The organism is Streptomyces sp. NBC_00554, assembly GCF_041431135.1.
GTDB lineage: Bacteria > Actinomycetota > Actinomycetes > Streptomycetales > Streptomycetaceae > Streptomyces.
The window spans coordinates 1,474,674-1,488,136 of record NZ_CP107799.1 but is presented as its reverse complement, the minus strand read 5'-3'; the positions used below and the strand labels follow the sequence as shown (position 1 = coordinate 1,488,136).

Below are 13,463 nucleotides of genomic sequence, written 5' to 3'. Positions count from 1 at the left end.
GTGGCTCGCATGGGCGAAGCGGTGGAACTGGAAGCAGCCGGGAGGACGGTACGTCTGTCCAGCCCGGGCAAGGTCTTCTTCCCGGAGCGCGGCTTCACGAAGCTGGACCTCGCCCAGTACTACCTGGCCGTCGGCGACGGCATCCTCCGCGCGCTGCGCAACCGCCCCACCACCCTGGAGCGGTACCCGGACGGCGTCGCGGGCGAGTCCTTCTTCCAGAAGCGGGCGCCGAAGAACATGCCCGACTGGATCCCGACCGCCCACATCACCTTCCCCAGCGGCCGCAGCGCCGACGAGATGTGCCCCACCGAGCCCGCCGCGGTCCTGTGGGCGGCCCAGTTCGGCACGCTCACCTTCCATCCGTGGCCGGTGCGCCGCGACGACGTCGACCACCCCGACGAACTCCGCATCGACCTCGACCCGCAGCCCGGCACGGACTACGCCGACGCCGTACACGCCGCCCATGAACTGCGCGCCGTCCTCGACGAGTTCGGCGGGCTGCGCGGCTATCCGAAGACCTCCGGCGGCCGGGGCCTGCATGTCTTCGTGCCGATCGAGCCGCGCTGGACGTTCACGCAGGTGCGCCGGGCCGCCATCGCCGTCGGGCGCGAACTGGAACGCCGGATGCCCGACCGCGTGACCATCAAGTGGTGGAAGGAGGAGCGCGGGGAGCGGATCTTCGTCGACTACAACCAGACCGCCCGCGACCGCACCATCGCCTCCGCCTATTCCGTACGCCCCCGCCCGCACGCCCCCGTCTCCGCGCCCCTGCGCTGGGACGAGGTGGACGACGCCGTGCCCCGCGACTTCGACCTCGTGACCATGCCCGCGCGGTTCGCCGAACTCGGCGACGTGCACGCCGACATGGACGACCACGCCTTCTCCCTGGAAGCCCTGCTGGATCTCGCCAACCGCGACGAGCACGATCACGGCCTGGGCGACCTGCCGTACCCGCCCGAGTACCCCAAGATGCCGGGCGAGCCGAAGCGGGTGCAGCCGAGCAGGGCCAAGCACGAGGAGAGCTAGTAGCGAACGGGGAGACTCCGGGGCATCCCCGGAGCCTCCCCGCGCAGAGTGTCGGCTACAGCTCCTTGATCCGGATGTCCCGGTACGAGACCACATCCGTGGTGCCGTGCACCTGGAGCCCGACATAGCCGGAGGCGAACCGCCGTCCGTCCGTGCCCGGGTCGTCCGAGCGCGGCGGGGTGAAGTCCTGGCCGCCGATGTTGTCGAACTCGTTGATCAGCACACCGTTGCGGAACACCGAGTAGTGCTGGTCGACCACGCGGATCTCGTAGTCGTTCCAGGTGCCCTTCTGGGTGACGCCCGCACCGGCGAGGCCCACCCGGTCGAAGCCGTAGACCGAGCCCGTCTTGTACATGTCGCCGTCGGGCCGGTCGAGCACCTGCACCTCGTGCCCGTACTTGATGGCGACCCACTCGGGACGCGACTCCTCCGGGTGGTCGTGGACCCACGGGAACCGCACGAACACACCGGAGTTGGCGTTCCCGGTGCCCGGAGCGTCGTCACGCCACTGGAGCTTCAGCGAGAAGTCGCCGTACTTGCGCTGCGGGAACCACAGCATGCCGAGCCCGCCCACCGAGGTGCCGGAGGTGATCGACCCGTCCGCGTTCAGCCCGAACGAACCACCGCCCACCTGCGCCCACTTGGCGAACGACTCCTGTGAACCGTCGAAGATCTTGCTGTAGCCGTCGGTCTGGCCCGGCTTGCCGATGCCGGACTGCCTGGCCGCCTTGTAGACCGCGTTGTACTCCCGCTGGTCGATGACGCCTTCCTTGAGGAGCTTGTCGAGGACGGTCCTCGCGTGCTTGAGGAACAGCGCGTGGGAGGTCCACTCCTTCTCGTCCTCGATCAACTCGTTGATGCGGCAACGGTTGTTGGTCACCCGGTTCGGCACACCCGAGTCGACCGTGCCGACGATCACCGTCAACCGCTCGTCGAATTCAGGGCAGTTGGGCGCCGGAACCCCGCCGCCCGGTGCGACCGTGAAGCTCACGGTGCGTGGCCCGGACGTATTGCCCGCCTTGTCGCTCGCCCGGTACGCCACCGTGTGGGCGCCGACGCGGTCGACCAACACCGGTGCGGTGTACGCCAGATAGGGCCCGGCGTCGAGCGAGTACTCGATCGCGGCGACACCCGAACCGCCCTCGTCCGTCGCGCTCACGGTCACCTTGGCGCTGTTCACGTACGCGCCGTCGGAGTTCTTCGTCCCGTCGACGGTCACCCCGGTCACCGGCGGCGTCGTGTCGGAGACGGGCGGCTCGACCACCGTGAAGGCGACGCTCTTCTCGGGCGCTGTGTTGCCCGCCTTGTCGGTCGCGCGGTAACGCACCTGGTGTGCGCCGAGTGAGTGCACCATCACGGGAGCCGTGTACGGCTGCCAGGCACCGGAGTCGACCGAGTACTCGATGGTGTTGACGCCGGAACCGGTGTCCGAGGCGGAGACGGTGACGGTCGCCATCGACAGGTACTCGCCCTGATCGTTCTTCTCCCCGGTCACGGTCGCCGAGGTCTCGGGCGCGGTCGTGTCGTCCGTCGGCGGGGCGACCACGGTGAACTCCGCCGTCTTCTCCGCGGCTGTGTTGCCCGCTTTGTCGACCGCCCGATAGCGGACCTTGTGGGAGCCGACCTGGTCGATCACGACAGGCGTGGTGTACGGCTGCCAGGCCCCCGTGTCACCGATGGCGTACTCGATCCTGTCGACGCCCGATCCGGCATCGGAGGCGCTCAGCGTCACCGTCGCCGAACCGACGTACGCGCCCGCCGAGTTCTGCGTACCGCTCACGGCGGCCGAGGTCTCGGGCGCCGTGGTGTCCTCGCCGCTGCCCTCGGTGACCACGAGGATGCCCTGCATCGATCCATGGCCCGGAATCGTGCAGTGGTAGAAGTACCGGCCGGGCGTGAGGGTGACCTCGGCGGTGTGCCGGCCGCCCTGGTCGTCGAACGGGTTGGCCAGGATGTTGAGTTCGACGTCGTTGTTGAACTCGGGGTCGGAGGTCACGAACGTCAGGGTGTGCGGCATCCCGGTCGTGTTGCCGGTCGCCGCGCTGTTCTCGAAGACGATCGTGGTCGGTCCCGCCACGGCCGTCACCGGCGCGGACGTGTACTTGGTGATGTCGTCGCCCGCCGTCCAGGTGAGCGTCTGTGCGGCGGCGGCGCCCGAGGGAGCGTCCTCCGTACGCCCGAACGCCGACGTCGACGTCAGCCCGAGCACCATCAGCAAGGACGCCAGCAGGGCCGTCCACAGACGTCCTGTTCTTCGCCTTCGTACGCGCATCACTCCGCCTTCCTGGCGAGCTGGTCGGCGGCCGGAGTCGGCCCACCGCCCGTGTAAGTCACCCTCCACAGCGCCGACTTGGCGTCCGAGGTGAAGAAGCCGCGCCCGTAGTCGAGGACATAGAGCGCGCCGTCCGGTCCGAACTTCCAGTCCATGAGGTTCTTGATGCCGTCGTTGCCGATGGGCACGATCTTCTTCAGCGACTCCGAGTGGATCGGGAGGCCGCCGTCCCCGGCCGTCTTCGGGTCGGTGATGACGGCATTGCGCGGCTGGTCGGAGTCGTAGAAGTCGCCGACGAACCACTTGCCGTCCCAGTAGGCGGGCCATTTCGCGTCGCCCGTGATCGAGGAGTCGTACCGGTAGACCGGCCCGTTCATCGCCGCCTGACCGCCGCCCTTGAGCCACGGCAGCAGGTACGTGGCCTCCTCCTGCTTGTAGGAGGGGATGCCGTTCGCGTCGCGCGGATAGTCCGGGGCGCCGCCCTGGGGCGAGTACCAGATGTTGTTGCCGGTGACCGGCGGGAGGTTGACGAGACCGTCGTTGTTCGGGGACTCGTTCTTCGGGTGGGCGCAGTCGTACCAGCCCAGCGGCTTCGTCGGGTCTGGCAGATTGCGGTCGCGGTAGGGCTGCTTGTTGCCCATGCAGTACGGCCAACCCCGGTTGCCCGCCTTGGTGATGGCGGCGAAGGTGTCGTACTTGGCCGGGCCCCAGGTCGTCGACGGCGCGCTCGCGTCGGGGCCGACCCATCCGGCGTACAGGGTGTCGGTGTTCTTGTCGACGGAGATGCGGGCGGGGTTCCTGACCCCCATCACATAGATCTCGCCGCGCGTCTTGCCGCCGCCCTCGTCGGTCTCCTCGCCCGTGAAGAGGTTGCCTGCCGGCAGCGTGTACGTGCCGTCGGTCTCCGGGTGGATGCGCAGGATCTTGCCGTTGAGGTTGTTGGTGTTGCCCGCGGTACGGCGCGCGTCCGCGAACGAGACGCCCTTGTAGTTGGGTTCGGGGTTGTTGCCCGAGTAACCGCCGCTGAAGCCGCTGGAGTTGTTGTCACCCGTCGCGATGTACAGGTTGCCCTTGGAGTCCCAGGCCATCCCGCCGCCCGCGTGGCAGCAACTGTGGATCTGCACCGGCCACTTGAGGAGCACCTTCTCGCTGCTCAGGTCCAGCTTGTTGGTGGCGGGATCGAGCGTGAAGCGGGAGACCCGGCGCTCGGCCATCCGCGTATCGCGGTTGATCTGCGAGTGGGGTGTGTAGTGCAGATACACCCAGCCGTTCCGCTCGAAGTCCGGGTCGATCTCGATACCGAGCAGCCCCTCCTCGACCTTGACCAGCTCGTCGCCGCCGCCCTTGTTGCCGAACACGGTGAGCGCTCCGGCCAGGGTGACCTTCTTGGTCTTCGGGTCGTAGACGTGGATCTCGCCCCTGCCCTTGCCGATGTCCGGGTTGTTCCAGTCGGTGATCACGGGCTGGGAGGAGTCCGCTCCGCCGCGGCCGATGTAGAGCACCCGTCCGTCGGGCGCGGTGACCAGGCCGTGCGGTTCGCCGATCTGGTCGTTCTGGCCCGGCTGGTTGGGCTGGGTCAGGCGCTCCGCCTTGTAGTTGGCGTTGATCGTCGCCTTGCAGTCGGCCTGGGCGAGGCGGGTCGTCCAGAGCAGGGCGCCGCGCAGATGGGTACGGAAGTCGGTCTCGTCGTACGAGGAGACCGTGCCGCCCATGCCGGTGTAGAAGGAGCGGCCGCCGTCGTAGTCACGGCACCAGCTCACCGGGTGGTCCCAGCCGTTCTTGCTCGCGCCCGGCTGATACGTCGACTCGCGCACCCGCGCCACCGTGTGCACGTCGCCCGAGGGGTTCTTCACCCAGTTGAGCCACTGGTCGGGGCGCTTCCACTGGACCGGCAGATCCTTGCTCGCGGGGTGCTGCCGGTCGCCGACCTCAACGGTCGCTCGCTGCACCGTTGTCGGGCTGGTGCTTGCCGGGCGTGCGCCGACGAGCCCGGTGAACCAGTCCGAGTACGGCTCGGCGCGGGCCGCGTCGTGGATGCCTACGAAACCGCCGCCCGCCTCCATGTAGGCCTCGAGGCCGGCCTCCTGCTCCGGATCGAGGACATCCCCGCCACCCGTCAGGAAGACGATGGCGTTGAGCCGGCCCAGCTTCGTCTCGTTGGTGAAGACCGACGCGTCGTCCGTCGCCTCGACCTTGAACTGCTGTGCGGCCGGACCCGACAGACCGATCTTCTCGATCGCCTCGATCCCGGCGTTGACGACCGGCGACTCGTCCTCGGCGGCCGCCGAGCCGTAGAAGACCAGCACCCTTGCGTTGGCGCCGCCCGGTGGCGACGTGATGGACATCGTTGTCAGAGCCGGATCGGGGGCGGGGCGCGCACTCGCGGACGGCGCCGAGAGCGCCCCGGCGGTGACAGCTCCGGCGGCCAGGGCGGCTGCCCAGGCGCGGCGGTGCCTTCTGCGTCTTCTCGCGCTCAACTCTCGTAAAACTGACGGTGTTTGATGCGATGTGAGCCGCATGTGGTCATCCACTCCTCGTCGGTCACAGACAGCGCAAAGGAAGCTAGACCTCTTTTCGCGGCTCGCCAATAGGTATGACCGGGATGGAACAAACTTTGTCCTGAGTGTGGATAAACGAGGGCGGCGCGGCTACGGTCTCACAGGTTCATCTCCGTAAATTCCGTACCAGCGTGGGGAGTTCGGCATGGACAGACGCGGCTTCAATCGGCGGATGCTGCTGGGCGGGGCGGCGATCGCGACCGGTGCGACATCGTTGTCCTCGGCCACACAGGCCGTGAGCGCCGGTGGTCCGGTGCGGACCGCGCCGGCCGGCGGGGAGGTCCGGCACATCAAGCTGTACGCCGAGAAGCTCGCCGACGGGCAGATGGGCTACGGCCTCGAGAAGGGCATGGCGTCGATACCGGGCCCGTTGATCGAGCTCAACGAGGGCGACACGCTGCACATCGAGTTCGAGAACACGATGGACGTGGCGGCGAGCCTTCATGTCCACGGTCTCGACTACGAAATCTCCAGCGACGGAACGAAGTTGAACAGGAGCGACGTCGAGCCGGGCGGCACCCGCACCTACACCTGGCGCACCCATGCGCCGGGCCGCCGCGCCGATGGCACCTGGCGCGCGGGCAGCGCGGGGTACTGGCACTACCACGACCACGTCGTCGGCACCGAGCACGGCACGGGCGGCATCCGCAAGGGCCTCTACGGCCCGGTGATCGTCCGCCGCAAGGGCGACATCCTGCCCGATGCGACCTTCACGATCGTCTTCAACGACATGCTGATCAACAACAAGCCCGCCCACTCGGGCCCCAACTTCGAGGCCACGGTGGGCGATCGCGTGGAGATCGTGATGATCACGCACGGCGAGTACTACCACACCTTCCACATGCACGGTCACCGCTGGGCCGACAACCGCACGGGGTTGCTGACCGGCCCCGACGACCCGAGCCAGGTCATCGACAACAAGATCGTCGGACCCGCCGACTCGTTCGGTTTCCAGGTGATCGCGGGGGAGGGGGTCGGAGCGGGGGCGTGGATGTACCACTGCCACGTGCAGAGCCACTCCGACATGGGGATGGTGGGGCTGTTCCTGGTGAAGAAGACGGACGGGACGATTCCGGGGTACGAACCGCACGAGCACTAGGCGGTCGTCCCCAACGGGCCTTCGGTGATCCGAGAGCGCTCTCACACGTGGGCGGCGGCGCGGCTATCCTGATCGGCATCCGTCGAGGAGGTGCCCAGAGGTGACCGAGACAGCGTCGCGCCCCACGTTGGAGGCCGTGGCCGCGCGGGCCGGGGTCTCCCGGGCCACCGTGTCGCGCGTCGTGAACGGGGGCGACGGGGTGCGCGAGCCGCTCGTCGAGCGAGTCAGGCGGGCCGTCGAAGAACTGGGATACGTCCCCAACCAGGCCGCCCGCAGTCTCGTCACCCGGCGCCATGACGCGGTGGCCGTCGTGGTCGCCGAACCGGAGACCAGGGTCTTCGCGGACCCCTTCTTCGCACTCCAACTCCGCGGCATCAGCAAGGAGTTGACGGCACACGACTCGCAACTCGTGCTGCTGCTCACGGAGGGCCGCGACGACCACGCGCGCGTCGGCCGCTATCTCGCCGGCGGCCATGTCGACGGCGCACTCGTGTTCTCGCTGCACCTCGACGACCCGCTGCCCGGTCTGATCCATGGCGCGGGCGTGCCCACCGTCTTCGGCGGGCGGCCCGGCTGGGGCGACGGTCCCCGGAACGCCGTATCGGCCGTCTATGTCGACTCCGACAACCGGGGCGGCGCCCGCGAGGCCGTACGTCACCTCGTCGGGCTCGGGCGTACGCGCATCGCCCACATCACCGGCGCCCTCGACCAGACGTCGGCGGTGGACCGGCTCGACGGGTTCCGGGACGTCATGGTCGACGGCGACCCGGGTCTCATCGCCGAGGGCGACTTCACGCCCGCGGGTGGCGAGCGCGCGATGCGGGAGCTCCTGGAGCGCCGCCCCGACATCGACGCGGTGTTCGTCGCGAACGACCTGTCGGCCTCCGGCGCCCTGCGCGTCCTGCGCGACCAGGGGCGCCGGGTGCCCGAGGACGTCGCCGTGATCGGCTTCGACGACATGCTGCCGGTCGCCGAACAAACGGACCCGCCTCTTACGACGGTCCGTCAGGACATAGAGGAAATGGGCCGGTTGATGGCCAGGCTGCTGCTGCGCGGCCTTGACCGCCGGGGCGGCGAGGCGGGTCTGGGAGGCGCGCCGTCCAGCGTGGTGCTGCCGACGACGTTGGTGCGACGCGTTTCGGCGTAGGCATGTGGCGTCGTCCGTCCACCGGACACTCTTCTGCCGCAGAGTCGATCGGCCGGAGAGGACTCCTAAAGGCGGCCCAGTAACGCCCATCTGGACCTGCCCCGGGCGGGCGGCGACCACCGGCGGGTGCCGGCGGTGCTGAGATTCCCGGAAGGAAAAGGCTGACCTCGGGCGCTCGCCGAAGGCCCCGCCGACGCCGGGGCGGCGAAGAGGTTGGTGTGCGGGGCCGACGGAACCGGGTAACGTCCTTGTCATGTTCTTCCAGGCGCCGATTTACGAGTGAGAGCGTGATGGGCCCCTGCTGACGTCCTTCGACGTCGCCGCCCGTCCCCCACCGATGAATCCGTAGATCACTTCACATCACTACCGGGAGAACCCGTGACCGTGAGCAAGAACATCAACAACCCCGTGGGCATGGGCGGCGGCCAGCGCAAGAAGCAGTCCCGCGCCGAACGGCAGAACCACGGTCCGCACCGCAACCTCGACCGCCAGAGTGCAGCCGACAAGAAGGCGGAGCTGGTGCGCAAGATGCGTGAGAAGACAGGCGCAGCTGAGGGCGCCGCGCAGGCGGGCGACGACACCGCACAGAGCTGACGCGCCGCCGCCGCCGGGCGGCACCGCACGGGGCAGGGCCCGGACCGCGTGTCGCGGTCCGGGCCCTGCTTCCGTACCGGGCGCGGCCGGTCCCGCTACGCTCTCGGCCGACCGCCCGGGGCAGCCGCAGATTCGGCAGCCCCGTCACCGCCACCACCCCGCGTCTCCGGCATGATCCGCCGGACAGGCCCTAGGCGCGAAGGTTCGTCAAGGCGTCCTCCAACAGCTCTGTCCGGTCCTGCGCGTCGGGGTAGACGGGGTCGGTGTGCCGGTCGGCCCAGCCGGTCTTCTGCAGGTGGGCGACGCGTTTGATCAGAGCGGTGCGGATCGGGCGCGGCATCCGAGGGTCCGAAGTCCGCGTGGCGGCGAGGGCGACGACCGGCATGAACCGCCAGTGCGGGTCGGGGAGTTCGAGCTCGGTCAGCAGTCTGGGGAACGCGTCCGGCGCGCCTTGGCCGAGCCGGTCGGCCAGGCTCTGGGCGCGAATGGCGGGGACGGCCGAGTCGGCGTGGCGGGCCAGGGCTGAGGACGCGGCGCTCGCGTTGTCCTGGCTGCTGTACTCGCCCCGGTGCAGCGCGCCGGCGGCACACTGCCGCACCTCGTCATCCACGTCCTCGTCCAGCAGACGGACCAGGGCGTCCACCGCCGAGGCCTCCTTCGGGTGCCCCGGGGCGAGATGCGAGAGCCCGAGGGCCGCGGAGCTGCGGACCTGGGCGGCCGGGTGCCGGACCTTGTCCAGGAAGAGATTCAACGGCGGGTCGGGCAGCGGGAGCTCCGCGTGCATGAGGCTGTAGCAGTCCAGGATCTCGCCGAGCGTGAACGGCTCCTGGTCCCGCGAGGCGAGATCGTCCAGGGTTTCGCGCACGCGGTCCCGCCGGATCCCGTCGTGCAGCGTCACCAGACAGCCCAGCACCTCCATACCCAACGCCACCAGGTCCTCTTCGCCGCTCCCGCAGAGCGAGAGCGCCTCATCGACGCGAAGACCGGTCCGGGCGCGGTCCGACCACGAGTCCTCGTCGGGCAGCGCGGCCAGCGGCATGAGCTGATCGGCGCCTTCCGTGCTGCCCCGAGGGTGCGGCAGCGCCTTCTTGAACACGGCTCGTGCTTCCACGCGGGTGAGCTGCGCGTCTTCTTCGGAGAGTGGCGATCCGCGGCGTACGGCGGCATGGATGGCTGAGACGGCAATACCGAATTGCAGTTCGAATATAAATGTTCCCGGTTGGACCCCGGGCAGTCCCTCCGGCGTCCAGCCCTGCTTCCGCAAGGCCTCGAGGCGCAGGCGGGCGTCGTGCCGGAGGTCCGCGTCGATCACCTCCAGGGCCGGCGCTCCACCCAGCTCCGCGACCAGTGCCGTCCACTCACGCAGGACGCCCTCGGGATCGTCCAGGTTCCGCGCGAAGACCCGCACCGCGCGCCCCCGGAGTGCTTCATCCCGGCATAGCGCGTCGGAGAACGCTCCGGTCGCCGCCACGAAGGCGTCCAGTGACGGTTCGTGATCGAGCGCCTGGGCCAGTTCGCGCAGCGCCCACTCCAGGTCACGCGTCTCGGCGACCTCGGCGGAGGCCTTCTCGCGGACCGTGGAGTCGGGCGACCTGAGCCGCTCGGAGAGGGTGAGGAGGAGCTCCTGTCGCTTCTGTGCCCGGCGCCGAGAGAACATCCGGGAATTCTAGGTGGCGGCTCCGCCAGCGATTGTCAGTGGGCGGTGGAAGACTCGGCGGTGCAGGCAACGGGACCCCTCAAAGGAGGGCATTATGCTCACCACCCGTTTTGTCACCGGCGCTCCGAACTGGGTCGATCTCGGCACACCCGACATCGAAGGCGCCACCACCTTCTACGGAGGCCTCTTCGGCTGGCAGTTCCAGTCCGCGGGGTCCGAATCCGGCGGCTACGGCTTCTTCCAACTCGCCGGAAAGTCGGCGGCGGGCGGTATGCAGACCACGCCGGACCAGGGCCCGCCCTCCTGGACCGTCTATTTCCAGACCCCCAACGCGGAAGCCACGGCCAAGTCGACCGAGCAGGCCAAGGGCTCGGTGCTGATGCAGCCCATGGACGTGATGAGCGAGGGCCGCATGGCGATCCTCGCCGACCAGGCGGGGGTGCCCTTCGGTATCTGGCAGCCGGACCAGCTCAAGGGCATCGACGTGGCAGGGGACCCCGGCTCGCTGTGCTGGGTCGAGCTCTACACCCCGGACATCGCCTTGTCGGCCGTCTTCTACAACTCGGTGTTCGGCTGGGAGACCTCGGCCCAGCCGTTCCCCGGTGGCACGTACACCTGTATCAACCCCGCGGGTGCCGGGGAAGAGGACATGTTCGGCGGTGTGGTCCCGCTGGCCGACGACCCGATCGAGGTGGAGACAGGCTCGTACTGGCTGCCGTATTTCGAGGTCGAGGACACCGACGCCACGGTCGCCAAGACCCAGGAACTGGGCGGCAAGGTCCGTATGCCCGCCATCGACGTGGAGGGCGTGGGCCGCATCGCCAAGCTCGCCGACCCGTACGGGGCACGCTTCGCGGTGATCAAGAGCGCGCCGCAGCACGGCTGACGGCCGGCCCCAGGACTTGGGGGCGGGCGGGGCGGGCACGGCCGCCGGGAAAACTCGGCGACCGTGCCGCGCGCCGCCGTGCGGGCCCTGCCCCCGCCGGGCCATCATCACGGATGTCGTGGCGCCTGTAGGCGCCGGATTGACACGGCGTTGATGAGTCATTGATCGAACGTTTTTCGTCGGGCGGCACGATCCTCGCCATGCACACCGACACCATCACCCCGCCCGACATCGCCTGGCAGGACCAGGCGCTGTGCGCGCAGACCGGGGCCGAGTTCTTCTTTCCCGAGCCGGGCAGTTCGGTCCGGGAAGCGAAGCGCATCTGCGGTATGTGCGCGATGCGCTCCGCCTGCCTCGAGTACGCCTTGAACAACGACGAGCGCTTCGGAGTCTGGGGCGGCCTCTCCGAGAAGGAGCGGCTCAGCCTCCGGCGCGCGGAGCAGAACTGACCGGGTTCGTCAGCTGGTCCCTCAGTCGTACGACACCGTCAACTGCCATGTCCTGGCCGGGATGTATGTCTCCCACGCCCCGCGCGAGCACTGCTCACCCAGTACCCAGCGGATCCCGTCACCGGTGGCCTGCTTCAAGGCGTCGAAGGGCGCCCAGAGTTCGGGTACTTCGGTGCGTCGATCCGTTTCGCCGCCGTAAATCGATGCGGCGGCCCGAAGGGCGTGCGGTTAGGATCCGGGGGCGCGTCCGGGCGTAGCGCAGAGGCAGGCGCACCGCCTTGCTCAGGCGAACACGCCGGTTCGAATCCGGTCGCCCGGATCACGCGGGGGCCTGTAGAGCAGAGGCAGACTCACCGCCTTCTCAGGGCGGATACGCCGGTTCGAATCCGGCCGGGCCCACCGAGAACACCAGCAACACGCGGGGGGCGGGACGCATGGCCGACGGCGACGGGATCACCGAGGAGGAACTGGCGGCTTTCCACCGTACGGTCGGGAAGCTGCGGGCACTGCCCGTCGACGACCCCGTGCGACTGCGGGCCGAGCAGGTCGCCGCATCCTTCGCGCGCGACGGGCGGTTGCGCCGGCGGAAGACGCGCGGCGCCGAGGTGACCGTGGCCGATGCGGCCGCGATGGCCGCGACCGCGACGGGCGCGCTCGACCGGCGGGAGGACGCGCCCCTGGACACGCCCGGCGCGCAGGGCGTCTTCGCGAAGCCGCGGGCGTGCTACGTCTGCAAGACGCCCTATCGACAGGTCGACTCCTTCTATCACCGGTTGTGTCCGGACTGCGCCGCCGACAACACCGCCCGGCGTGCGCTCAGCACCGACCTGAGTGGTCGCCGCGCCCTGCTCACCGGCGGCAGGGTCAAGATCGGCTTCCAGCTGGCCCTGATGATGCTGCGCGACGGCGTCGAACTCCTGGTCACCAGCCGGTTTCCGCACGACACCGTGCGCCGGTTCCGTGCCGAGGCGGGCAGTGAGAAGTGGCTGGACCGGCTGACCGTGCTGGCCGTGGATCTGCGGGATCCGCGTCAAGTCCTCGGTCTGTGTGAGCAGTTGAGGCAGGAGGGTGAGCCGCTCGACATCCTGGTGAACAACGCGGCGCAGACGGTGCGGCGGCCTGCCGAGTCGTACGCCGTGCTGGCCGCGGGGGAGTACGCCGAACTGCCCGAAGGCGCCCGGCATGCACCCGGGTTCACGCCGATGCGGGCGTTGGAGGGCGGCGGTGCCTCCGCGCTGCCCGTGATGCTTCACGAGGCCGACGAGGCCGGGCTGCTGCCCGACCCCTCGCCGGAGAACTCGTGGTCCGCCCGGCTGGGTGAACTGGACCCTGCCGAGGTGCTGGAGACCCAGTTGGTCAACGCGCTCGCCCCGGCCCTGCTCTGCGACCGGTTGCTGCCGCTGCTGCTCGCCTCGCCGCACCCGCGCCGGTATGTCGTCAACGTGACGGCCGTCGAGGGGCGCTTCGCCGTCCGTAATAAGACGGCCGGGCATCCGCACACCAACATGGCCAAGGCCGCGCTGAACATGCTCACGCGTACCAGTGCCGGTGAACTCGCGGAGTTGGGGGTGCACATGTGTGCCGTGGACACCGGGTGGATCACTGATGAGAACCCCGCTCCTAAGAAGGAGCGGATGGCGGGGGCCGGGTTTCGTACGCCCTTGGACATCGTGGACGGGGCGGCTCGGGTGTACGACCCGATCGTGCGGGGGGAAGCGGGGGCGCCTGTGTCCGGGGTGTTCCTCAAGGACTACCGGGTGGCGGAGTGGTGAGTG

General features: G+C 69.3%; 10 protein-coding genes and 2 tRNA genes. 9 read left to right on the top strand and 3 right to left on the bottom strand.

The genetic code is table 11. The features are described from left to right. The first annotated feature begins 9 nt into the window (after positions 1-9). The gene (gene ligD, locus OG266_RS06715; protein WP_371543778.1) at positions 10-1,026 is read left to right on the top strand and encodes a non-homologous end-joining DNA ligase; all 1,017 of its coding nucleotides are present in this window, start codon (positions 10-12) and stop codon (positions 1,024-1,026) included. Positions 1,027-1,081: 55 nt separating this feature from the next. On the opposite strand, the gene OG266_RS06710 is transcribed toward ligD, so the two are convergent. Both OG266_RS06710 and OG266_RS06705 read right to left on the bottom strand, forming a co-directional pair. Beyond that, positions 1,082-3,298 (bottom strand): OmpL47-type beta-barrel domain-containing protein, encoded by a 2,217-nt coding sequence (locus OG266_RS06710; protein WP_371543776.1) that lies wholly within the window; start codon positions 3,296-3,298, stop codon positions 1,082-1,084. Beyond that, positions 3,298-5,817 carry a ThuA domain-containing protein gene (locus tag OG266_RS06705; protein ID WP_371543774.1) on the bottom strand — a complete coding sequence of 840 codons (2,520 nt, stop codon included), beginning with the start codon at positions 5,815-5,817 and terminating at the stop codon, positions 3,298-3,300. The genes OG266_RS06710 and OG266_RS06705 overlap by 1 nt, the downstream gene beginning before the upstream one ends. Positions 5,818-6,001: 184 nt before the next feature. Between OG266_RS06705 and OG266_RS06700 the strand changes: the two genes are divergently transcribed. The 3 genes from OG266_RS06700 to OG266_RS06690 all read left to right on the top strand — a co-directional run bounded on the left by OG266_RS06700 (position 6,002) and on the right by OG266_RS06690 (position 8,696). Further along, positions 6,002-6,955, top strand: coding sequence for a multicopper oxidase domain-containing protein (locus tag OG266_RS06700; protein ID WP_371543772.1), 954 nt, complete (start codon positions 6,002-6,004; stop codon positions 6,953-6,955). Positions 6,956-7,055: 100 nt separating this feature from the next. Next, a complete protein-coding gene (locus tag OG266_RS06695; RefSeq protein ID WP_371543770.1) occupies positions 7,056-8,102 on the top strand; it encodes a LacI family DNA-binding transcriptional regulator in 1,047 nt (348 codons plus the stop codon). 378 nt (positions 8,103-8,480) lie between these two features. Beyond that, positions 8,481-8,696 carry a DUF6243 family protein gene (locus tag OG266_RS06690; protein ID WP_266472966.1) on the top strand — a complete coding sequence of 72 codons (216 nt, stop codon included), beginning with the start codon at positions 8,481-8,483 and terminating at the stop codon, positions 8,694-8,696. A gap of 190 nt (positions 8,697-8,886) precedes the next feature. On the opposite strand, the gene OG266_RS06685 is transcribed toward OG266_RS06690, so the two are convergent. Further along, positions 8,887-10,353: a hypothetical protein gene (locus OG266_RS06685; RefSeq protein WP_371543767.1), complete on the bottom strand. Its 1,467-nt coding sequence runs from the start codon at positions 10,351-10,353 to the stop codon at positions 8,887-8,889. Between the two features lie 94 nt (positions 10,354-10,447). Here OG266_RS06685 and OG266_RS06680 point away from each other — a divergent pair, with 94 nt between their 5' ends. The 5 genes from OG266_RS06680 to OG266_RS06660 all read left to right on the top strand — a co-directional run bounded on the left by OG266_RS06680 (position 10,448) and on the right by OG266_RS06660 (position 13,460). Next, a complete protein-coding gene (locus tag OG266_RS06680) occupies positions 10,448-11,239 on the top strand; it encodes a VOC family protein (protein ID WP_371543765.1) in 792 nt (263 codons plus the stop codon). A gap of 200 nt (positions 11,240-11,439) precedes the next feature. Then, complete coding sequence (locus tag OG266_RS06675) at positions 11,440-11,688, top strand: WhiB family transcriptional regulator (RefSeq protein ID WP_371543764.1); 249 nt, start codon at positions 11,440-11,442, stop codon at positions 11,686-11,688. A gap of 247 nt (positions 11,689-11,935) precedes the next feature. Then, a tRNA-Ser gene (locus OG266_RS06670) sits at positions 11,936-12,007 on the top strand. An 8-nt stretch (positions 12,008-12,015) separates the two neighbouring features. After that, positions 12,016-12,087 (top strand) — tRNA-Glu (locus tag OG266_RS06665). A gap of 35 nt (positions 12,088-12,122) precedes the next feature. Continuing rightward, positions 12,123-13,460: an SDR family NAD(P)-dependent oxidoreductase gene (locus OG266_RS06660; RefSeq protein ID WP_266472960.1), complete on the top strand. Its 1,338-nt coding sequence runs from the start codon at positions 12,123-12,125 to the stop codon at positions 13,458-13,460. The last annotated feature ends 3 nt before the right edge of the window (positions 13,461-13,463 follow it).